The 19,249-nt window shown below is 68.2% G+C and carries 20 protein-coding genes and 1 riboswitch; of the genes, 8 read left to right on the forward strand and 12 right to left on the reverse strand.

Features of this window, described 5'->3' with window-relative positions; genetic code table 11:
* Nucleotides 1-130 precede the first annotated feature (130 nt).
* The 4 genes from ACZ50Q_RS00285 to ACZ50Q_RS00300 are packed head-to-tail and all read right to left on the reverse strand — an operon-like array spanning nt 131 to nt 4,772.
* Nucleotides 131-1,081 carry an ABC transporter permease gene (locus ACZ50Q_RS00285; protein WP_076518185.1) on the reverse strand — a complete coding sequence of 317 codons (951 nt, stop codon included), beginning with the start codon at nt 1,079-1,081 and terminating at the stop codon, nt 131-133.
* 10 nt (nt 1,082-1,091) lie between these two features.
* The gene (locus ACZ50Q_RS00290; RefSeq protein WP_076518183.1) at nt 1,092-2,165 is read right to left on the reverse strand and encodes an ABC transporter permease; all 1,074 of its coding nucleotides are present in this window, start codon (nt 2,163-2,165) and stop codon (nt 1,092-1,094) included.
* 49 nt (nt 2,166-2,214) lie between these two features.
* On the reverse strand, nt 2,215-3,744 hold the full coding sequence (locus tag ACZ50Q_RS00295; RefSeq protein ID WP_464080174.1) for an ABC transporter ATP-binding protein: 1,530 nt from the start codon (nt 3,742-3,744) through the stop codon (nt 2,215-2,217).
* Nucleotides 3,741-4,772: a BMP family protein gene (locus ACZ50Q_RS00300; RefSeq protein WP_464080175.1), complete on the reverse strand. Its 1,032-nt coding sequence runs from the start codon at nt 4,770-4,772 to the stop codon at nt 3,741-3,743. The genes ACZ50Q_RS00295 and ACZ50Q_RS00300 overlap by 4 nt, the downstream gene beginning before the upstream one ends.
* Nucleotides 4,773-5,236: 464 nt before the next feature.
* On the opposite strand from ACZ50Q_RS00300, the gene ACZ50Q_RS00305 reads away from it, so the two are divergent.
* The 6 genes from ACZ50Q_RS00305 to ACZ50Q_RS00330 all read left to right on the forward strand — a co-directional run bounded on the left by ACZ50Q_RS00305 (nt 5,237) and on the right by ACZ50Q_RS00330 (nt 9,652).
* A complete protein-coding gene (locus ACZ50Q_RS00305) occupies nt 5,237-6,151 on the forward strand; it encodes a DedA family protein/thiosulfate sulfurtransferase GlpE (protein ID WP_464080176.1) in 915 nt (304 codons plus the stop codon).
* 102 nt (nt 6,152-6,253) lie between these two features.
* Nucleotides 6,254-7,180 (forward strand): 2-dehydropantoate 2-reductase, encoded by a 927-nt coding sequence (panE, locus tag ACZ50Q_RS00310; RefSeq protein WP_464080177.1) that lies wholly within the window; start codon nt 6,254-6,256, stop codon nt 7,178-7,180.
* A gap of 255 nt (nt 7,181-7,435) precedes the next feature.
* Nucleotides 7,436-8,047 (forward strand): NAD(P)-dependent oxidoreductase, encoded by a 612-nt coding sequence (locus tag ACZ50Q_RS00315; RefSeq protein WP_464080178.1) that lies wholly within the window; start codon nt 7,436-7,438, stop codon nt 8,045-8,047.
* 63 nt (nt 8,048-8,110) lie between these two features.
* Nucleotides 8,111-8,569 (forward strand): nuclear transport factor 2 family protein, encoded by a 459-nt coding sequence (locus tag ACZ50Q_RS00320; RefSeq protein ID WP_076518175.1) that lies wholly within the window; start codon nt 8,111-8,113, stop codon nt 8,567-8,569.
* Between the two features lie 7 nt (nt 8,570-8,576).
* Complete coding sequence (locus ACZ50Q_RS00325) at nt 8,577-9,140, forward strand: flavin reductase family protein (RefSeq protein WP_464080179.1); 564 nt, start codon at nt 8,577-8,579, stop codon at nt 9,138-9,140.
* A gap of 5 nt (nt 9,141-9,145) precedes the next feature.
* On the forward strand, nt 9,146-9,652 hold the full coding sequence (locus ACZ50Q_RS00330; RefSeq protein ID WP_464080180.1) for a nucleoside 2-deoxyribosyltransferase: 507 nt from the start codon (nt 9,146-9,148) through the stop codon (nt 9,650-9,652).
* Nucleotides 9,653-9,661: 9 nt separating this feature from the next.
* Here the strand turns inward: ACZ50Q_RS00330 and ACZ50Q_RS00335 are convergent, their stop codons facing one another.
* The 3 genes from ACZ50Q_RS00335 to ACZ50Q_RS00345 form a co-directional block, all read right to left on the reverse strand.
* Nucleotides 9,662-10,354 carry a TetR/AcrR family transcriptional regulator gene (locus tag ACZ50Q_RS00335; protein ID WP_464080181.1) on the reverse strand — a complete coding sequence of 231 codons (693 nt, stop codon included), beginning with the start codon at nt 10,352-10,354 and terminating at the stop codon, nt 9,662-9,664.
* Between the two features lie 139 nt (nt 10,355-10,493).
* A complete protein-coding gene (gene ribB, locus ACZ50Q_RS00340) occupies nt 10,494-11,213 on the reverse strand; it encodes a 3,4-dihydroxy-2-butanone-4-phosphate synthase (protein WP_464080182.1) in 720 nt (239 codons plus the stop codon).
* 112 nt (nt 11,214-11,325) lie between these two features.
* A riboswitch (FMN riboswitch) is annotated at nt 11,326-11,479 on the reverse strand.
* Nucleotides 11,480-11,590: 111 nt separating this feature from the next.
* Nucleotides 11,591-12,190, reverse strand: a complete 600-nt coding sequence (locus tag ACZ50Q_RS00345; protein WP_464080183.1) for an SET domain-containing protein — start codon at nt 12,188-12,190, stop codon at nt 11,591-11,593.
* 106 nt (nt 12,191-12,296) lie between these two features.
* Between ACZ50Q_RS00345 and ACZ50Q_RS00350 the strand changes: the two genes are divergently transcribed.
* Nucleotides 12,297-13,217 (forward strand): bestrophin family protein, encoded by a 921-nt coding sequence (locus ACZ50Q_RS00350; RefSeq protein ID WP_092577129.1) that lies wholly within the window; start codon nt 12,297-12,299, stop codon nt 13,215-13,217.
* A gap of 22 nt (nt 13,218-13,239) precedes the next feature.
* Here the strand turns inward: ACZ50Q_RS00350 and ACZ50Q_RS00355 are convergent, their stop codons facing one another.
* A complete protein-coding gene (locus ACZ50Q_RS00355) occupies nt 13,240-13,710 on the reverse strand; it encodes an Lrp/AsnC family transcriptional regulator (RefSeq protein WP_076518156.1) in 471 nt (156 codons plus the stop codon).
* 93 nt (nt 13,711-13,803) lie between these two features.
* Here ACZ50Q_RS00355 and ilvB point away from each other — a divergent pair, with 93 nt between their 5' ends.
* A complete protein-coding gene (gene ilvB, locus ACZ50Q_RS00360) occupies nt 13,804-15,627 on the forward strand; it encodes a biosynthetic-type acetolactate synthase large subunit (protein ID WP_464080184.1) in 1,824 nt (607 codons plus the stop codon).
* Between the two features lie 24 nt (nt 15,628-15,651).
* On the opposite strand, the gene ACZ50Q_RS00365 is transcribed toward ilvB, so the two are convergent.
* The 4 genes from ACZ50Q_RS00365 to ACZ50Q_RS00380 are packed head-to-tail and all read right to left on the reverse strand — an operon-like array spanning nt 15,652 to nt 19,158.
* On the reverse strand, nt 15,652-16,431 hold the full coding sequence (locus ACZ50Q_RS00365; RefSeq protein ID WP_464081929.1) for an SDR family oxidoreductase: 780 nt from the start codon (nt 16,429-16,431) through the stop codon (nt 15,652-15,654).
* A gap of 14 nt (nt 16,432-16,445) precedes the next feature.
* Nucleotides 16,446-17,300: an ABC transporter permease gene (locus ACZ50Q_RS00370; protein ID WP_092577125.1), complete on the reverse strand. Its 855-nt coding sequence runs from the start codon at nt 17,298-17,300 to the stop codon at nt 16,446-16,448.
* A 29-nt stretch (nt 17,301-17,329) separates the two neighbouring features.
* Nucleotides 17,330-18,100 carry an ABC transporter ATP-binding protein gene (locus ACZ50Q_RS00375; RefSeq protein ID WP_464080185.1) on the reverse strand — a complete coding sequence of 257 codons (771 nt, stop codon included), beginning with the start codon at nt 18,098-18,100 and terminating at the stop codon, nt 17,330-17,332.
* Entirely contained in the window at nt 18,100-19,158 is a 1,059-nt protein-coding gene (locus ACZ50Q_RS00380) for an ABC transporter substrate-binding protein (RefSeq protein WP_464080186.1), read from the reverse strand. The genes ACZ50Q_RS00375 and ACZ50Q_RS00380 overlap by 1 nt, the downstream gene beginning before the upstream one ends.
* Nucleotides 19,159-19,249: the final 91 nt, after the last annotated feature.

Consider the following 19,249-nt stretch of genomic DNA (forward strand, 5'->3'; position numbering starts at 1 on the left):
CAAAAATTTCAGTTGCCGCATCCCTGCCTCGGCGCGTGAGCCGGTGCCCCCCTATCGGGGTCGCACGGAGCCGGCTTTGCCGGTCCGTCGCGACGCCCCTGGGGGAAGCGCGTAGCGCTCGGGGGGGGCTCTACCTCTCGCCTTTGCGATACGGTTTCATCAAGGCTTGCGGGTAGGCGGCGCGGCGCGCCATGAACACCAGGGCCAGGATGGAGAGGATGTAAGGCAGCATCAGGTAGACCTGGTACGGCAGTTCCGGCAGGCCCGGCAGTGCCGCCCCGCCCTGCTGCAGGCGCAGTTGCAGCGCGTCGAAGAACGCGAAGATCAGCGCGCCCAAGAGCGCCTTGCCGGGCCGCCACGATGCAAACACCACCAGCGCCACGCAGACCCAGCCGCGGCCGTTGACCATATTGAAGAAGAACGCATTGAACGCCGCCAGCGTGAGAAAGCTGCCCGCCACGCCCATCAGCGCCGATCCGGCCACGATAGCGCCAATGCGCAGGCGCGTCACGGACAGGCCCTGGCCTTCGGCGGCGGCGGGGTTCTCGCCCACCATGCGGATTGCCAGGCCGACCGGCGTGCGGTTCAGCACCCACGCAAGCACGGGCACCGCGGCCAGCGCGATCAGTGTCATGGGCGTCTGTCCGGCCAGCACGGGTCCGATGAGCGGAATGCCGTCCAGGAACTTCATTTCGGCGAACGGCGTGATCGTGGGCGGCGTGTTGACGCTGGGGAAAGTGACGCGATAAGCGAAGTAGCTCAGGCTGGTGGCCAGCATGGTCACGCCCAGGCCCGAGACGTGCTGCGACAGCCCCAGCGGCACGGTCAGCACCGCGTGCAGCAGGCCGAATGCGGCGCCGGCCAGCGCCGCCGCCAGCACGCCCACGTAGAGCGGCGCGCCCAGGTAGACGACCAGCCAGCCCGTGAAGGCCCCGGCGACCATGATGCCTTCGATGCCCAGGTTCAGCACGCCGGCGCGTTCGCACAGCAGCACGCCCAGCGTGCCCAGGATCAGCGGCGTGGCCAGGCGCAGCACGGCGACCCAGAAGGCCGCGGAACTCATCAAATCCATCCATTCCATGGCGTGCTCCTCAAGCCTTGTTGCGGCGCAGGCGGTACTGCGCGAATAGCGTCGCGACCAGCATGGCGAGCAACGAGGTGGCGACGATGACGTCGGCGATGTAGTTGGGCACGGCGATGGCGCGGCTCATGCTGTCGGCGCCCACCAGCATGCCGGCCACGAAAATGCTGGCCAGGATCACGCCCAGCGGATGCAGGCCCGCAAGCATGGCGACCACCACGCCCGTGTAGCCGTAGCCCGGCGACATGTCGAGCGTGACGTAGCTGGTGCGCCCCGCCACTTCGATGGCGCCGGCCAAGCCCGCCAGCGCGCCCGACAGCATGGCGGTGCCCAGCATCACGCGGTTCACCGGCAGGCCCAGGAAGCGCGAGGCGTGGGCGTTGGCGCCCACCGCGCGCATCTGGAAGCCGAACACCGTGTAGCGGTTGAGCAGCCACAGGCCCAGCGCCAGGCCCGCGGCCCAGAGCAGGCCCGTGTGGGCGCGGGTGCGTTCGATCAGCTTGCCCAGCTCCAGGTCGCCGTTCAGCGCCACGGACTGCGGCCAACCCATGGCCATGGGATCCTTCATCGGGCCGTCCAGCATCATGGACACGAACAGCAGCACGATGAAGTTGCCCAGCAGCGTGGTCACCACTTCGTCCACGCCCAGGCGTGTCTTCAGCACGGCCGGGATCAGCAGCAGCAAGGCGCCGGCCAGCGCGGCCGCCAGCATCATGCCGGCAAACAGCACGGGCACGGGCAGGTCGAAGCCGGTGCCGCCGTGCAGGCCGCCCACCGCCACGGCCGCCAGCGCGCCCAGATAGAGCTGGCCTTCGGCGCCGATGTTGTAGAAACGGGCCCGGAAGGCCACGGCGCAGGCCAGGCCGGTCAGCATCAGCGGCGTGGCGCGCGTCAGCGTTTCGGACAGCGCGAAGCGCGTGCCGAACGCGCCTTCGAACAACAGCGCATAGGCGCGGCCGACGGGGGCGCCGGCCCAGGCCACCAGCAGCGTGCAGACCGCCAGGGTGAAGAGGATGGCCGCGATCGGGGCCAGGGCCAGCGCAAGGCGGCTGGGCTCGGGGCGGCGTTCCAGGATCAGTTTCATGCGAGTGATGCTCAGTTGTGAAGAAAGCCGGGCAGGACGGGACGGCCCGTCACGCCCGGGTTCCCGTCATGGCCAGGCCGACGGTGGCGGGCGTCCAGTCGGCCACCGGCTTGATCGCGACCAGCTTGCCGCCGCACAGCACGGCGATGCGGTCGGCCAGGGCGAAGATTTCTTCCAGGTCTTCGGACACCAGCAGCACGCCCGCGCCGCGCGCGCGCGCCGCCAGCAGCCGCTCGCGCACGTAGGCGACCGCGCCGATGTCCAGGCCCCAGGTGGGCTGGTCGGCCACGATGAGGCGCGGCTCGCGCGCGAGCGTGCGGCCCAGGATCAGTTTCTGCATGTTGCCGCCGGACAGGCTGCGCGTGCGCACGTCGAGCGAGGCGGCGCGCACGTCGAACTGCTTGGCGAGCGACGCCGCATACGCCTTGCCCGCGCGGGCGCGGATCAGGCCGTGGCGGGCGAAGCGCTTGTCTTTCAGGTCTTCCACGATGGCGTTTTCCCACAGGGGGCTGTCGCCGATCATGCCTTCGCCGTGCCGGTCTTCCGGGATGCGGCCCACGCGCGCGGCGGTCCAGCCGGCGGGGGTGGTCGGCGCGGCGGCGTGTTCCGGGCCCAGCCGGATCGTGCCGTCCGAGGGCTGGCGCAGGCCGGTCAGTACCGACACCAGCGCCTGTTGGCCGTTGCCGGCCACGCCGGCGATGGCCACGATTTCATGGGTGTGGACAACCAGGTCCAGGCTGTCGAGCCGGGGCGCGCCGTCGCGGCTGTCGCGCACGGTCACCTGGGACAGGGTCACCACGGGCGCAGCCTGCTCGGCGGCCGAGGCCGCTTGCGCGCGCGGCATGACGACCTTGCGGCCCACCATCAGTTCGGCCAGTTCCGCCGGGCTGGTGTCCGCGGTGTCGCGCTCGGCCACCAGCCGGCCCTGCCGCAGCACGGCGACGCGGCGCGACACGGCCATCACTTCGTCCAGCTTGTGCGAAATGAAGATTACGGCCAGGCCTTCGTCGACAAAGCCGCGCAGCGTGGCGAACAGGTCCTGCACTTCCTGCGGCGTCAGCACCGCGGTGGGCTCGTCCAGGATCAGCACGCGGGCGCCGCGGTACAACGCTTTCAGGATCTCGACGCGCTGCTTTTCGCCGACGGACAGCGTGCCCACGCGCGCGTCCGGGTCCACGCCCAGGCCGAAGCGCTGGCCCAGTTCAACCAGGCGTTTGCGGGCCTGGCCGCGGCCCGATGCCAGCTTCCAGAGCGATTCCGTGCCCACCATGATGTTGTCCAGCACGGTGAGGTTGTCGGCCAGCGTGAAATGCTGGTGCACCATGCCCACGCCCGCCGCCAGCGCGGCGTCGGGGCGGCCGGCGGGCAAGGGCTTGCCGAAGACGTCGATACGGCCGGCGTCGGCCACGTAGTGGCCGAACAGGATCGACACCAGGGTCGATTTGCCGGCGCCGTTCTCGCCCAGCAAGGCCAACACTTCGCCCTGCCGGAGCGTAAGCGAGACATCGTCGTTGGCCGTGAGGCTGCCAAAGCGTTTGGTGATCCCCGTCAGTTGCAGGGCGAGAGGCGCTTGGTTCATCGTGCCGTGGACTTGGGTTCTTTGTCGTTGACCTTCACGGTGAAGCTGCCGTCCAGGATGGCTTTTTCCTTGGCCTGGACCTTGGCGACCAGGTCGGCCGGGATCTTCTGCGCGAAGGTGCCCAGCGGCGCGAGCGACGAGCCCTTGTGCTTCATCAGCGAATACTGGCCGAAGTCAGCGGCCTTGAACGTGCCGGCCTTCACTTGCTTGAGCGCTTCGTCGATGGTGGGTTCCATGCTCCACAGCGCCGAGGCGACGACCGTCTCGGGGTACTGCGGCTGGGTGTCGATCACGTTGCCGATGGCCAGCTTGCCGCGTTCCTTGGCGGCGTCCGACACGCCGAAGCGTTCGGCATAGAGCACGTCCGCGCCCTTGTCGATCATGGCGAAGGCGGCTTCCTTGGCCTTGGGGGGATCGAACCACGAGCCGATGAAGGTCACGGTGAACTCGGCCTTCGGGTTCGTTTCCTTGGCGCCTTCCATGAAAGCCTGCATCAGGCGGTTCACTTCGGGGATGGGGTAGCCGCCGACCAGGCCGATCTTTCCGGTCTTGCTCATGCCGCCGGCGATCATGCCGGTCAGGTACGCGGGTTCCTGGATGTAGTTGTCGAACACCGAGAAGTTGGGCTGCTGGGGCTTGCCCGACGAACCCATCAGGAAGGCGGTCTGCGGATAGTCCTTGGCGACCTTGCGGGCCGCGGCTTCAACGGCGAACGCCTCGCCCACGATCAGCTTGTTGCCCTGCTCGGCGTACTGGCGCAGCACGCGCTCGTAGTCGGCGTTGGTGACGTTTTCCGAGAACGTGTAGTCGATGTCGCCGCGGTCGCGGGCGGCCGACAGGGCCTTGTGGATGCGCGAGACCCATTGCTGTTCGACCGGCACCGTGTAGACGGCGGCGACCTTGGTCTTGGCGGGCGCCTGGGCCAGGGCCGCGCCCGAGAACATCAGCGCGCCGGCAGCCGCTGCGGCCAGCTTGAGCAGGCCGCGGCGGGCGATGCCGCCAGCGGAAGAAAGGGAAAGGGATTTCATGCAGGTGACTCCTACGCGGGGAAGGACAGGTAATGGAGATGAGGGGAGGCGCCGCCCGCTGCAAGGAGGCCGCTGCCGCTGGCGGCCATGATGCCGGGGCGAACGTGCGGAAACGGGGGCGTGGGATCGGTCATCGGATGGGAGCGCCAGGAGGCGCACCCGTCCGAATGGTCGGGTTCGCCGCCTGTCCTGGCGAAGCAATTTGTATGCCACGGGGCATTCCTGCGACAAGTCGGGGAAACCTGATGGCCGGGCAGGATTATAGGCACCCTCGCGGGGATTGGTTGCACCGATGTGGTGCGCGGTGTCCCAATAGGTGGACACTGCGCCGGGATGACGCCGGTGTCCATGGCAAGGGAACAGTCTGTTGCCGCGCGGGGCGCAGGGTCTATGGTCCGTCCGCGAGGGCGCGCGCCTAAAATTCCGCGCAGGAGCCGCGACGTGCGCGGCAAGCAGGAAGACCCATGCAAGACATTCAATTGCTGCTCGAGCAGTACGGCGGGTGGCTGGTGTTCGCCAACGTCCTGATCGAGCAGGCCGGGCTGCCGGTGCCCGCCTACCCCATGATCATCGCGGCCGGCGCGCTGGCGGGCGCGGCCGGATGGATCGTGCCCCTGCTGGCCGCCACGGCCGCCTGCCTCATCGCCGACAGCCTCTGGTATTGGGCCGGGCGGCGCTACGGGTCGCGGCTGCTGGGCGTGGTCTGCAAGCTGTCCTTGTCGCAGGACTCGTGCATCCGGCAGACGCAGCGCCTGTACCTGCGCATCGGCGTGCGCGCGCTGCTGGTGTGCAAGTTCCTGCCGGGCGCGGGCGCCCTGTCCACCGTCATGGCGGGCCTGACCCGCACGCCCTATCGCCGCTTCTTCGTCTATGACCTGGCCGGCGCGCTGGTCTGGGTAGGCTCGGCGCTGCTGCTGGGCGGCCTCTTCCACAGCGTGGTCAACGACGTGCTGGACGTCCTGGGCACCTATGGCCCGGTGGGACTGGCGGTGCTGGCGGCCGTGCTGGCCCTCTACATCATGGCGCGCTTTCTGCGCCGCCGGCTGCTACTGCGCAGCCTGCGCGTCATTCCGCGGCTGTCGGTCGACGAGCTGATGCAGTGGCGCCAGGACGGGCGCGATGCGCTGGTCTTCGACGTGCGGCCCGAGGCCCAGCGCGACGGGGCGCGCATCCCTGGCGCCGTGGCCGTGGATCTGAAGCAGCCGCTGCCCGCGCTGGATCCGGGCGCGCTCGACGCCGACATCGTGGTCTATTGCGCATGCCCGAACGAGGTCTCGGCCGCGCTGCTCGCCTCGCGCCTGCGCGCCGCCGGCTACCGCAAGATCTGGGCCCTGCGCGGCGGATACGAGGCCTGGACCGAACGCCAGCAGCAGGCCTGAACCGTCCGGCGCGTGGGCGCGGCCGATGGGCCGCGCGGCGGTCCGGGCGCATAATTCTTTCATCGGCCCGCGTCCGACGCGGGCAGCCAACAGGAGACAGGCATGCGGTTGTTGTTCTTGGGCGCCGGCGGCACCGGCGGATACTTCGGCGGGCGCGCGGCGCAAGCGGGCGCGGACGTGACGTTCCTGGTGCGCGAGCCGCGCGCCGCGCGGATCCGCGAGCAGGGATTGCGCATCCAGAGTCCGCTGGGAGATGCCACGCTGCACCCCAAGCTGGTCACGCAGCAGACGCTGCAGGACAGCTACGACGTGGTGGTGCTGTCCTGCAAGGCTTACGACCTGGACAGCGCCATCGAGGCCATCCGCCCCGCGGTGGGCCCCGATACCGCGGTGCTGCCCATCATGAACGGCGTGCTGCAGTATGACGTGCTGGACCGCGAATTCGAACCGCATCGCGTGCTGGGCGGCCTGTGCCAGATCAATGCCACGCTCGGCCCCGACGGCGAAGTCGTCCACCTGGGCAAGCATGCCAACCTCGTGTTCGGCGAACGCGCCGGCCCCGCCCGCAGCGAGCGCTGCATCGCGCTGGAGCAGGCGCTGGCGGGCGGCGAATACGTCAGCCGCCTCAGCGAAAACATCTACCAGGACATCTGGGAAAAATACGTCATGCTGACGACGCTGGCCGCCGCCACCTGCCTGATGCGCGGCTCGGTCGGCGAGATCGCGTCCACGGACGACGGCGTGGACATCCTGCTCAGCCTGCTGCAGGAATCGCAGGCGGTCGCGGCCGCCTCCGGCCATGCGGTGCGGCCCGAGGCCGACGCCGCCGTGCAGAAGCTGTTGTCCGACCGCAGCCAGCCCATGACCGCTTCCATGTTCCGCGACCTGCGCCAGGGCCTGCCGGTCGAGGCCGACCACATCGTGGGCGACATGGTCCGCCGCGCCCGCACGCTGGGCGTGGACGCCACCTATCTGCGCGTGGCGTATTCGCATCTGCAGGTGTACCAGGCGCAGCGCGCCGCGCGCTGACCGGGGCGGGCGGCCCCTGTTCAAGCGGGGCCGCCGGGCGCACACTGGATTGCGGGGAGCGCCGGGCGCGCGCCGCCCGCCCGCGCCTGACGGCCGATCTCCCGGGTATTGGTGCATGAAATGCAAAAAACTCTTCCCGGTTTGAGGGTTTTTTGATCGGATTGCGCCGAATAGTATGGCTTTGCCTGCGCCGGCGCCTGTTCCGCCCCATCCCGTGGCGGCCGCGACCGGCCCATTCCTGCAAGGAGCAAGACCATGAAAATCGCATTGATCGGAATTACCGGCCGCGTGGGTTCGCGCGTGGCGGACGAACTGCTCAAGCGCGGCCACGAGGTGACGGGCATCGCCCGCAATCCCGCCGAGGTCAACGAACAGCCGGGCCTCACCGTCCGCCAGGGCGATGCCACCGACCCCGAAGGCCTGACGCCGATCCTGGCGGGTCACGATGCCGTAATCAGCGCCACGCGCTTTGTGTCCACCGACGCCAAGCCGCTGCTGGCCGCCGTCAAGAACGCGGGCGTGCCGCGCCTGCTGGTGGTGGGCGGCGCGGGCAGCCTGCTGGTGGCGCCCGGCAAGATGCTGATCGACACCCCGGAATTCCCGGACGCCTACAAGCCCGAAGCGCGCGCCGGCGTGGTGTTCCTGGATGCGTTGCGCCAGGAAAAGGTGCTGAACTGGACGTTCCTGTCGCCGTCGGCGATCTTTGAACCGGGCGAGCGCACCGCCACCTTCCGCGTGGGCGACGACCACCTGCTCGCGGACGAGGAAGGCAAGAGCTGGATTTCGATGGAAGACTACGCGATCGCCCTGGCCGACGAAGTCGAGACGCCCCGGCATTCGCGCCGCCGTTACACCGTCGGGTACTGATGATCGGCCGCGTTTGTTTGTAAACTGGCAGGCCGCCAGTCGGCGTCACCTGAGTAGTCCTGTATGCGTATGAAGTGGAAATCGTTGGCCGCCTGCCTGCTGGTCGCCTCCAGTTGCGTGGCGGCCGCGCCGGCGCTTGCGGCCGAGCCGCAGTCGAACAAGGACATCGCCGTCGCGTTCTTCCGCATGATGTTCCAGGACCGCGACATCGACGAAGCCGTGCGCCGGTACGTCGGCCCGACCTACACCCAGCACAATCCGTACATGCAGGACGGCGTCGGGCCGATGGTGGATTTCTTTCCGCGCTATTTCGAACAGCACCCGCAGGCCATCGTCGAGATCAAGCGCGTCATCGCCGAAGGCGATCTCGTCATGATCCACAACCTGTGGCGCGATTCGCCGGAAGACCGCGGCCAGGCCGTGGTCGACATCTTCCGCGTCCAAGACGGCAAGATCGTGGAGCACTGGGACGTGAGCCAGGAGATCCCCGAAAACCCCGCCAACAAGAACGGCATGTTCTAGGCCGCCCATGATCGAACCCGTCGACCTGCCCCGCGCCTACCTCCTCCTGAACCACGGCCCGACCGTGCTGGTCACCAGCGCGCATGGCGATGCGCGCAACGTGATGGCCGCGGCATGGGCCATGCCGCTGGATTTCAGCCCGCCCAAGATGCTGGTCGTGGTCGACAAAAGCACCTATACCCGCGAACTGATCGAGGCCTCGGGCGAATTTGCGCTGTGCATCCCGTCGCGGGCGCAGGCAAGCGCCACGCTGCGGGTGGGCTCGCAGTCGGGCCGCGACGAAGACAAGTTCCAGGCCAGCGGCCTGACGACCTTCGCGGCCAGCAAGATCGGCGCGCCGCTCATCAGCGACTGCCTCGGATGGCTGGAATGCAAGGTCATCCCCGAGCCGCACAACCAGCAGGCCTATGACCTCTTCATCGGCGAGGTCGTGGCCGCGTGGGCGGCGCCGGAAGCGTTCTCGGGCAACCGCTGGCACTTCCCGGACGACGCGCGCCGTTCGGTGCACTACGTGGCCGGCGGCTCGTTCTTCGCCACCGGCGAAGCCTTCAACGTCGCCGAACCGGAGTAAGGGCCATGCGCAGCGTTTATCTGGCGGGGTTCGATGTCTTTCTGCCCGATGCCGTGGCGCACGGCGAACGCCTCAAGACCCTGTGCGCGACGTACGGCTTCGAGGGCCTGTTCCCGCTGGACAACGCCGCGCCGGCCGGGCTGTCGGGCCCGGCGCTGGCGCAGTGGATCTACCAGGCGAATATCGCGCTGATACGCCGCGCCGACATGGTGATGGCGAACCTCAATCCCTTTCGCGGCGCCGAGCCCGACTCGGGCACGGCCTTCGAGGTCGGCTACGCCATCGCCTGCGGCAAGCCCGTCTGGGCCTACACCAGCCAGGCGGGCTCGCTCATCGACCAGGTGGCCGTGGGGGCGGCGGCCGACGACGGCGTCTCGCGCATGGTCGACGCCCAGGGCCACACCGTCGAGGACTTCGGCCTGAACCTGAATCTGATGCTGGCGTGCAGCGCGCACGTCGTGACGGGCGGCCCCGCCGACTGCCTGGCCAGCATGGCCCGCGCGCGCGCTTGAGCCCGCGGCCTAGGCGCGGGGAGGCGTTGCCTTCTTTGCCGGGCTCGCGGTCCGCGGCGTCTTGGCGGCCTTGCGCGGCGCCGCAGCGGGCGGCGCACCCAGGTATCCCATCACCGCGTCCACCACGGCGCCTTCCAGCTGCTTGGGCGTGAAGCCCGCCGGCGGCTCCAGCGCCGCCGCGTGCACCAGCGATTCCATGATGCGCAGCACCACATAGGTCGCCAGATCGCGGTCCGATTGCGCGATTTCGGCGCGGTGCAGTTCAAGCAGGTGCCGCATGCGGCGGTGGATGTCCTGGTCGGCGCGGCTGTGCTCGCGCGGCAGATCAAAGAGCGGGAACTCCCTTTCCAGCACCCGGTGCAGCGCCGGCTCCAGCAGATGCGCATGCAGCATCGCCTGGACAATCGCGCCCACGCGTTCGCGCAGGGTGGCCGCCGGATTGCCGTTCAGCACGTCGTCGATCACGTCCAGCATCTGGTTGTCGTGCCGGTCGTGCAGCGCGGCGATCAGCGCGTTCTTGTTGGGAAAGTACTGGTAGAGCGAGCCCACGCTGACGCCCGCCGTTTCCGCGATCAGGTTGGTATTGGTGCCGGCATAGCCGTGCGCGGCCAAAACGCGAGCCGTGGCCTGCAGGATGGTGTCGACGGTGTGCTGGGATCTGAGCTGGCGCGGCGATTTCCGGGGCTGGGGGATGGCGGTCATGGGTGCGGCGAAAGGCGAGTATCAAACGTGAGCAATGGCTCATAAACGTCGCGGCAGGCGATCCGTATCGTTTCCCTGCCGCGTTGGGCGGATTATGCCATCGCTCGCCCGCGCTTTCGCGCACGCCCTGTGCTGCCGGTCAGACGGTGGCCGCCATCTCCAGGACCTCGTCATCGAGGAATTCGGCCTGGCCGTCTTTCTGCTTTTGCAGATGGTCGGCCAGTTCCGCGATGGTCAGCGCGACCAGGCCGTGCTGCGCGGCGTAGCGCTCCAGCGCCGCGCCGCGCATCATCGTGCCGTCGGCGTTCATCAGCTCGCACAGCACGCCGGCCGGGCGCAGGCCGGCCAGCACGGCCAGGTCGACCGACCCTTCGGTGTGGCCGCGGCGCGTCAGCACGCCGCCCGGCTGCGCGCGCAGCGGGAACACGTGGCCGGGGCTGACGATGTCGTCGGCCTGCGCCGTCGGCGCGATGGCGGCGCGGATGGTCGTGACGCGGTCCGCGGCCGACACGCCGGTGCTCACGCCTTCGCGGGCTTCGATCGACACGGTGAACGCCGTGGCAAAGCGGCTCTGGTTGCGCGGGACCATTGGCGGCAACGCCAGGCGGTCCAGCGTGTCGCCGGGCAGGCAGAGGCAGACGATGCCGCTGCCGTCGCGGATGAGCTGGGCCATGACGGGCACGGTCAGCTTGTCGGCCGCGACGATCAGGTCGGCCTCGTTTTCGCGGTCGAAGTCGTCCATGAGGATGACGGGACGGCCCAGGCGCAGATGGTGCAGCGCGCGCTGCAAACGGGCGGCAAAGGGCTGCGACGCAAGACTGGGGAGGGGAGACTGCTGGGTAAAGGCAACGTGGGACATTGAAACGCTCTCGCAAAAGGATGGGGCGAAAAACGTTTCAGGGCTAATCGACAGCCGAACGCAATACGGCCAGGCGGACGCCATCGCGCCCGGGGCAGCCGAGTGTGTGCCGGCACATCTTCTCTCATCCGGACTATGACCGTCGGCCCTGGCATCTCACCAGGTCTGCTGACCCCGGCCGCTTGAAGGAGGCCGGGCGCTCGCGGGCTCGCCACATTGCATGGCATACCGCCGGTGGGGAATTGCACCCCGCCCTGAAGACGTACTGCATGTCGTGTTAACGACCGGTCGATTGTACGCCTGTCCGCGGAGCGGGATTGAATATGCTTATTGCAGTTGTGGTCTTCGGAAAACGGGAGACTGGCCCGGGGCGCCGTTCAGGCGGACGCGGGCGCGGGCGGCTTGGCCTTCGTGGCCGCTTTCTCGGGCGCCTTCTTGCCCGATTTCTCGGCCGTCTTTTCGGCCGTCTTCTTGGTCGTCCGTTTGGCGGCTTTGCCGGCCTTCTTGGCCGGCAGGGCCAGCATCGTGCCGCGGCACGGGGGCGTGCCGCACAGGCAGCGGTAGCCTTCCTTCAACGCCTTGGTGATGCGCCCGTCCAGCACCAGGCCATAGTCGTAGGACAGTTCCGTGCCGCGAGGGATGTCGTCCAGCGCCACGATGTAGACGCGCTTGCCGTGCTTGCCTTCCTGCGCCTCGCAGTTGGGCTGGCACGAATGGTTGATCCAGCGGGCGTCGTTGCCGTTGTCCCCGCCGTCGATGACGCGGCCGGAGCTGAGCGCGAAGAAGAACGTGTGGAAGGGATCGTCCGGGTTGGTGGGGTGGCGGCGGTCGGCTTCCTTGGCGCTGATGCGTTCACCGCCGTATTCGATGATGCGCGTGCCTGCGGGAATCTTGCGGGCGGCGAAGACGCCGTTGCCGTGCAGCTTGGAGCGGCGGACCACGTACCAGGGCTTGATCGGGGTGTCTTCGTTGGTCATTGGATTGGGCGGGGGCGGTGAGACGAAACAGAATTATATCGGTGGCATTCTTGCGCGAGGACAGGCGTATAGTGAGCGCCGCCTTGTCCCTTGCTTGATATTCATCATGATCGTCCGTCCGCGGCCTTCCGCGCTGGCCTTGTTCTTTGTGTTGCGCGGTTCCATCATCCCCCGCATTCTCAGCAGGATCATCGTCATCACGTTGCTCTCCTGCGTGGTGGTGTGGATGTATCACCGCCAGTTCTTCTCTCCGGCGCACCTGACCGCGGTGCCCTTCTCGCTCTTCGGGCTGGCGCTGTCGGTCTTCATGGGCTTTCGCAACAACGTCTGCTACGACCGCTGGTGGGAAGCCCGCAAGCAATGGGGCGACCTCGTCGTGCAGGCGCGCAGCCTGGCGCGCGAAAGCGCGGTGTTGCTGGCGGCCAGCACCGCCAATCCCGTGCAGGAGCGGCTGGTGCGGCGCTGCATCGGTTTCGGCTACGGACTGGCGGCGCGGCTGCGCGGCCAGGACATGGTCGAGGCGGTGCGCCCGTGGGTGCAGCAGGACGAACTGGATACGCTGGCCGGATGCCGCAACGTGCCTGACGCCCTGCTCATGTCGATCAACCGCGACCTCGCGGCCTGCCTGCGGCGGGGCGAACTCACCGACATCCTGTACCAGGCCCTGACCCAGCGCGTGGCGCAATGCGCCGCGATCCAGGCGGCGTGCGAGCGCATCAAGTTCACGCCCTGTCCGTTCGCCTATTCCCTGCTGCTGCACCGCACGGCGTGGCTCTTTTGCCTGCTGCTGCCTTTCGGCCTGGTGGGCACGCTGGAATTCCTGACGCCGCTCGCGGTCACCATCGTCGCCTACACCTTCTTCGGCCTGGACGCGCTGGGCGACGAGCTGGAAGACCCCTTCGGCGCGGACGAAAACGACCTGCCGCTGTCGGCGCTGGCCCGCGTAATCGAGATCGACCTGCTCGAAGGCCTGGGCGTGCGGCCGCTGCCCGAGCCCGCGGTGCCGGTGGACTACGTGCTGCGCTAGGGACGTCGTGCCGGGGGGCGGCCTACGCCGCCGGCCCTGTCAGCGGCAGCTTGGTTTCCTTGAGCCGGCGCAGCACGAAGCAGGACTTGCTGTGCCGGATGCCCGGGATGCGGTAGAGCTGTTCGCGCAGCAGGCGCTCGTAGTCGCGGGTGTCGCGCACGGCGATGCGGATGTAATAGTCGTAGTCGCCCGACACCAGGAACGCCTCCAGCACCTCCGGAATCTGCGCCAGCGCGCGGCCGAATTCGTACAGGGTCTCTTCGCTGTGGCTTTCGAGCGTGACGTGGACGATGACGGTGTCCATGAAACCCAGGCTCGCCGGGTCGATGTCTACCGTGTAGCCGCGGATCACCCCGGCGCTCTCCATGCGCTTGATGCGGTTCCAGCAGGGCGTGGATGACAGGCCCACCGCCGCGCCGATGTCGTTCAGGCTGGCGCGCGCGTTGTCCTGCAGCACCTTCAAAATGGCCAGATCGAACTTGTCCAGGTTCATTTTCTTTGATTCCTCCAAATCAAAGATGAATTTACTCCGTCCGGCGGTTATCCGTGGAAAAGAAGATAAAAATTCTCCGGGTCTACGAATAAGATGGATAGCATGAACGATCGCCTGCACCCCACCGCCGCCGCCGCGCTTGCCGCCACCGAAACCGCCCCTGCCAATGGGGCGAAGATCCTGCTCGACACGCTGATTGCGCACGGCGTCGATACGGTCTTCGGCTATCCCGGCGGGGCGGTCCTTCCCCTATACGACGCCCTGTACGCCGAACCGCGCCTGCGCCACGTGCTGGTGCGCCACGAGCAGGCCGCCGTGCATGCCGCGGAGGGCTACGCCCGCACCACCGGCCGCCCTGGCGTGGTGTTCGTCACCTCGGGCCCCGGCATGGCCAACACCACCTCTGGCCTGCTGGATGCCATGTGCGATTCGATCCCGGTGCTGTGCATCAGCGGCCAGGTCGCCACGGCCGCCATCGGCACCGACGCCTTCCAGGAATGCGACGCCATCGGCATCTCGCGTTCCGTCACCAAGTGGAACACCCAGATCCGCGCCGTCGACGACGTGGCGAACGTGGTGGCCCGCGCCTTTGAACTGACCCGCCAGGGCCGGCCCGGCCCGGTGCTGGTGGATTTTCCCAAGGACGTGCAGCTTGCCGTGCCGCGCGACGCGGATGACGGCCTGGACCTGCCCTCGCAGCACAAGCTGGCCGCGCTGCGCGCGCGCCGCCAGTCCGGCAAGCTGGCGCCCAAGCTGCCGCAGTCGGCCGTGCGCCGCGCCGCCGCGCTGATCGCGCAGGCCAAGCGTCCCATCTTCTATGGCGGCGGCGGGCTGGTGAACGCCGGCCCCGAGGCCTGCGCCGCGTTCACGGACCTGGTGCGCCACACCGGCGCGCCCTGCACGCTGACGCTGATGGGCCTGGGCGCCTTTCCCGCGTCCGATCCCCAGTTCGTGGGCATGCTGGGCATGCACGGCACGGTCGAGGCCAACCTCGCCATGCACAACGCCGATCTCGTGGTCTGCATCGGCGCGCGGTTCGATGACCGCATCACCGGCAAGCTGTCCGAGTTTTGCCCGCACGCCCGCAAGATCCATATCGACATCGACCCCGCCTCGATCAACAAGGTGGTGCGCGTGGACGTGGCGCTGGTGGGCGATTGCCTGCCGCTGGTGCGCGCGCTGCGCGCCGAGCTGGGCGATGCGCCGCTGGAGCCAGCGCGCCTGGCGCCCTGGTTCAAGCGCATCGACGCCTGGCGCGCGCAGGACTGCCTGGGCTATGAGCCCGCGCCGGACGCCATCCTGCCGCAGCACCTGATGTCGCGCCTGAACGCCGCGCTTTCGGGCCGCGATGCCATCGTCTCCACGGACGTGGGCCAGCACCAGATGTGGGCCGCGCAGTATCTGCGCTTTGACCGCCCCAACCGCTGGCTGACCTCGGGCGGTGCGGGCACCATGGGCTACGGCGTGCCCGCCGCCATCGGCGCGCAGGTGGCGCATCCGGACAAGACGGTGGTCTGCGTCAGCGGCGATGCGTCGGTGCTGATGAACATCCAGGAGCTGTCCACCGCCATGCAGCACGAGACGCCCGTGAAGGTCGTGCTGTGCAACAACGGCTACATGGGCATGGTGCGCCAGTGGCAGGAACTGATCCACGGCGGGCGCTACAGCCACAGCTACAACGCGTCGCTGCCGGATTTCGTGGCACTGGCGCGTGCCTTCGGCTGGGGCGCGGCGCGCGTGGACGACCCCGCCCAGCTCGACGCCGCGCTGGCCGAATGCCTGGCGCATGACGGTCCGTATTTCCTGGACGTCGCGGTCACGGCGCAGGAAAACTGCTTCCCGATGATGCCGGCCGGGCATGGCCATCAGAAGATGATGCTGGCCGAAGGCGTCTGGTATCAGGACGAGACGACCTGAGCGGTTGCCCCGCTTTCGCGGCCCTCAGAACTGGATCGACAGCCCGCCGTCCACCACCAGCACGTGACCGTTCACATAGGAGGCCGCGGGCGACGCCAGGAACACGGCGGCGCCCGCGATTTCTTCGGGCTCGCCCCAGCGTCCCGTCGGATTGCGCGCGGCGATGCGCGGGCCGAACTTCGGGTCGGCGACCATGTCCGCATTGGTCTCGGTGGCGAACGTGCCCGGCGCGATGGCGTTGCTGGTGATGTAGTGCCCGCCGAATTCGGCCGCCAGCGCGCGCACCATGCCGGTCAGGCCCTGCTTGGCCGCGGGATACACCGCGTCGCCCGAACGCGCCAGTTCGCCCACCACCGACGTGATCGCGATCAGCCGCCCGCCGCCCTGGCGCATCATGCGCTCGGCCGCGTACTTGGCCAGCAGCATGCCCGCCACCAGATCGGTGTCGATGAGTTCGCGGATTTCGGCGGGGCTGGTGTCGCGCAGCGTTTTGCGGTTGCGCGCGCCCACGTTGTTGACCAGGATGTCCAGGCGTTCGTGCTCGCTGTCGATGCGCTGGAAGGCCTGCGCCATTGCCGCATCGTCGGCCACGTCGAAGGGGAGCGGGTGCGCGTCCAGGCCGGCGCCGGTCAGCTCCGCCACCGCGGCGTCGACCGCCTCGACGTTGCGGCCGTTGATCAGCACGCGTGCGCCGCATCCCGCCAGCGCGCGCGCGATGCAAAAGCCCAGCCCGCGGGCCGAGCCGGTCACCAGCGCGACTTGTCCCGTCAGGTCGAAATTGCGCAGATAAGGCAGTGTCTTCATCGTTCGCGTCTCGTTCATTCCCTGAACTCCGGCGCCCAGTGCAAGAGCCGGCGTTCGATCCAGGTCACACAATAAACCAGCGCGATGCCGACGATGGACAGCAGCGTCACGGCCGCGAACATGTCGGTGGCGTTCAAGGTCGCCAGCGCGGTGATCATCAGGTAGCCCATGCCCGTGGTGGAGCCCACGAATTCGGCCAGCACCACGCCGATCAGCGCGAAGCTGATGGCATTGGGCAGCGCCGCGAAGGTCCAGGCGGCGGCGGTGGGAATCCGCACGCGCCACAGGATCTGGCGCGGCGAGCCGCCCAGCGTGCGGCAGAAGTCGACGAGTTCCCGTTCCACGCTGCGCCCGCCCTTGTAGGTGTTGAAGAACACCAGGAAGAACACCACGAACCATGACGTGACCACCTTGGACGCCAGGCCCAGCCCGAAGAACATGGTGATGAGCGGCACGAAGGCGATCCGCGGCATGGAGTTGAACGCCACGATGAAGGGGTTGAACACGTCGGCCAGGAACCGGCTGCGGCTGAGCGTCATGCCCACCACGAAGCCGCTGCCCACGCCCACCACCAGGCCCACCAGCGTGGCCTGCAGCGTCAGCCACAGGTGCGGCCAGACCGAGCGCGGGCCGGGCTGCAGCCATTCCCACAGACGCACGGCCACGCGCGAGGGCTGGCTGATGAAGAAGGGGTCAAAGAGCGTGTTCTGGGTGAACCAGGGGATGCGCGTGAGCGTTTCCCAGGAGCCCAGGATGATGGCCAGGATGAGAACCTGCCACAGGGTGATGCGCACCCGGCGCGCGGCGCTGGCGCGGCGGTCCAGGCGTAGCTGGTCCTGCAGGGTGTCGGCGGAGTCTATCGAATTCATGGCGCGTATCGGCGTATCGGCGTGTCGGGTCAAGCGGCGGCGCGGAACTGCTGGCCCAGCACGCTCCAGAGGCTTTGCACGTGGGAGACGAACTGCGGCGTCTCGCGCAGCGTGAAGACGTCGCGCGGATGCGGGATCCGGATGCGCTCGTCCAGCAGCACGCGGCTGGGCGGCCCGGACAGCACCACCACGCGGTCGGACAGCAGGATGGCTTCGTCCAGGTCGTGCGTGACCATCACGATGGTCTGGCCCAGCTTGCGCCAGATCTCCATCAGCTCGCGGTGCAGGTGCGTCTTGGTGTGCGTGTCCAGCGCGCCGAAGGGCTCGTCCAGCAGCAGGATGCGCGGCTCGACCGCCAGGCTCATCAAGAGCGCCACGCGCCGGCGCATGCCGCCGGACAACTGGTGCGGATAGGCATCCGCGAAGGCGCTCAGGTGGCCGAGCTCCAGCAGTTCGGCGACGCGGCGTTCGATCCGGTCGGCCGGCACGCCCTGGAACTTCAGGCCCAGCGCCACGTTCTTCCTGACGCTGAACCACGGCAGCAGCGTGTCCTTCTGGAAGATGTAGCCCAGCGCGGGCGGCACCTGCCCGTCCACCAGGCGCCCGTCCACCCGGATGGCGCCCGTGGTGGGACGCAGAAAGCCCGCGATCATGTTGAGCAGCGTGCTCTTGCCGCAGCCCGAGGGGCCCACGATGGAGACGAATTCGCCTTGCTCGATGGTCAGGCTGACCTCGCCGACGGCGTGCGTGGTGCCCTGGCGCGACTGGTACGCCTTGCCCACCTTGTCCAGCGTGATCATCAGAGGCCCCGGGCCTTTCGCACGAAGCTCATGTTCACGCAGCGGGAATACGGCACGGTCTTGATCTCATCGTTCGAGAACTGGCGCCCGTCGCCCATGATGGCCGTCATGCGGTTGTACGCGTCTTCGGTGATGATGTTGTCCTTGAGGAACACCGTTTCCTTGTAGACGCCCAGCGTCTTCTCGATGGCGGCGCGCGGGAAGGCGCTCAAGAAATCGTCGTAGATGGCGTCCGTGACGGCGGCCGCGCTGTTGGCCGTGATGAAGTCCTGCGCCTTGACCATGGCGGTGACGAAGGCCTGCACGACCTCGGGCCGCTTCTGGATGGTGCTTTCAAGCGTCAGGGCCGCGATGCCGGGCACGTCGCCGCCCATGAACTCGTTCCATGAGGCTTCGGTGGTGGCGTCGAAGATGGGCACGCCCCAGCCTTCCTGGCGGGCCTGCTCCATCATCGACATGGTGGCCATGCTGGCGGCGACCGATCCGGTCTTGAGCGCGCCCAGCATCGTCGCCAGGTCGCCCAGGGGGCGGATGTCGACCTTGTCGGCCACGCCGGCCTTCTGCATCAGGTACAGCGCCATCAGCCAGGTGCTGGACTGCGGCTGCGTCGCGCCAACGCGCTTGCCCGCCAGGTCCTTGAGCGACGTGATCTTGCCGCTTTCGAAGTCTTCGCGGCGCACGATGACGTTGGCGTACGTGAGCTTGCGGTCAAAGCCGAACACCAGCGCCGCGGGCTTGCCCGCGATGGTCAGCGCCGGCGCGGCGGTGGCGGCGGTGGCGCCGAAGGCGATCTGTCCGGCAGCCAGGAGCTGGTTCGTGCGCGGGCCGCTCTGCGAATTCAGGTACTCGACGTCCAGGCCGCCCTCGCCAAAGAAGCCCTGCTTCAGCGCGACGTAGCCGGCCGCGAAAAATGGGTCGATGCTGCCCTGGCCATACACGACCTTGCCCAGCTTGGGCTGGGCGAGCACGACGCGTCCATGGAGCAGGCCGATGCCGGCCAGGGCGGACGCCGCGGCCAGTACGCGGCGGCGGGAGGTGAAGGCGGAACTACGGGTCATGTCGTCCTCGGATGTGTCTGGGATGCAGCTGTTTGGCGTCAACAATACCTTAGCGATTGCTGCCCAACAATGGAAAACGCCCGGTTTCCCG

The organism is Achromobacter sp. T5-5 (genome assembly GCF_055397965.1).

Excerpts from the sequence above, each read along its gene's own strand:
- ACZ50Q_RS00285 (WP_076518185.1), bottom strand. The coding sequence starts at position 1,081 with ATGGAATGGATGGATTTGATGAGTTCCGCGGCCTTCTGGGTCGCCGTG.
- ACZ50Q_RS00290 (WP_076518183.1), bottom strand. The coding sequence starts at position 2,165 with ATGAAACTGATCCTGGAACGCCGCCCCGAGCCCAGCCGCCTTGCGCTG.
- ACZ50Q_RS00295 (WP_464080174.1), bottom strand. The coding sequence starts at position 3,744 with ATGAACCAAGCGCCTCTCGCCCTGCAACTGACGGGGATCACCAAACGC.
- ACZ50Q_RS00300 (WP_464080175.1), bottom strand. The coding sequence starts at position 4,772 with ATGAAATCCCTTTCCCTTTCTTCCGCTGGCGGCATCGCCCGCCGCGGC.
- ACZ50Q_RS00305 (WP_464080176.1), top strand. The coding sequence starts at position 5,237 with ATGCAAGACATTCAATTGCTGCTCGAGCAGTACGGCGGGTGGCTGGTG.
- panE (WP_464080177.1), top strand. The coding sequence starts at position 6,254 with ATGCGGTTGTTGTTCTTGGGCGCCGGCGGCACCGGCGGATACTTCGGC.
- ACZ50Q_RS00315 (WP_464080178.1), top strand. The coding sequence starts at position 7,436 with ATGAAAATCGCATTGATCGGAATTACCGGCCGCGTGGGTTCGCGCGTG.
- ACZ50Q_RS00320 (WP_076518175.1), top strand. The coding sequence starts at position 8,111 with ATGCGTATGAAGTGGAAATCGTTGGCCGCCTGCCTGCTGGTCGCCTCC.
- ACZ50Q_RS00325 (WP_464080179.1), top strand. The coding sequence starts at position 8,577 with ATGATCGAACCCGTCGACCTGCCCCGCGCCTACCTCCTCCTGAACCAC.
- ACZ50Q_RS00330 (WP_464080180.1), top strand. The coding sequence starts at position 9,146 with ATGCGCAGCGTTTATCTGGCGGGGTTCGATGTCTTTCTGCCCGATGCC.
- ACZ50Q_RS00335 (WP_464080181.1), bottom strand. The coding sequence starts at position 10,354 with ATGACCGCCATCCCCCAGCCCCGGAAATCGCCGCGCCAGCTCAGATCC.
- ribB (WP_464080182.1), bottom strand. The coding sequence starts at position 11,213 with ATGTCCCACGTTGCCTTTACCCAGCAGTCTCCCCTCCCCAGTCTTGCG.
- ACZ50Q_RS00345 (WP_464080183.1), bottom strand. The coding sequence starts at position 12,190 with ATGACCAACGAAGACACCCCGATCAAGCCCTGGTACGTGGTCCGCCGC.
- ACZ50Q_RS00350 (WP_092577129.1), top strand. The coding sequence starts at position 12,297 with ATGATCGTCCGTCCGCGGCCTTCCGCGCTGGCCTTGTTCTTTGTGTTG.
- ACZ50Q_RS00355 (WP_076518156.1), bottom strand. The coding sequence starts at position 13,710 with ATGAACCTGGACAAGTTCGATCTGGCCATTTTGAAGGTGCTGCAGGAC.
- ilvB (WP_464080184.1), top strand. The coding sequence starts at position 13,804 with ATGGATAGCATGAACGATCGCCTGCACCCCACCGCCGCCGCCGCGCTT.
- ACZ50Q_RS00365 (WP_464081929.1), bottom strand. The coding sequence starts at position 16,431 with ATGAAGACACTGCCTTATCTGCGCAATTTCGACCTGACGGGACAAGTC.
- ACZ50Q_RS00370 (WP_092577125.1), bottom strand. The coding sequence starts at position 17,300 with ATGAATTCGATAGACTCCGCCGACACCCTGCAGGACCAGCTACGCCTG.
- ACZ50Q_RS00375 (WP_464080185.1), bottom strand. The coding sequence starts at position 18,100 with ATGATCACGCTGGACAAGGTGGGCAAGGCGTACCAGTCGCGCCAGGGC.
- ACZ50Q_RS00380 (WP_464080186.1), bottom strand. The coding sequence starts at position 19,158 with ATGACCCGTAGTTCCGCCTTCACCTCCCGCCGCCGCGTACTGGCCGCG.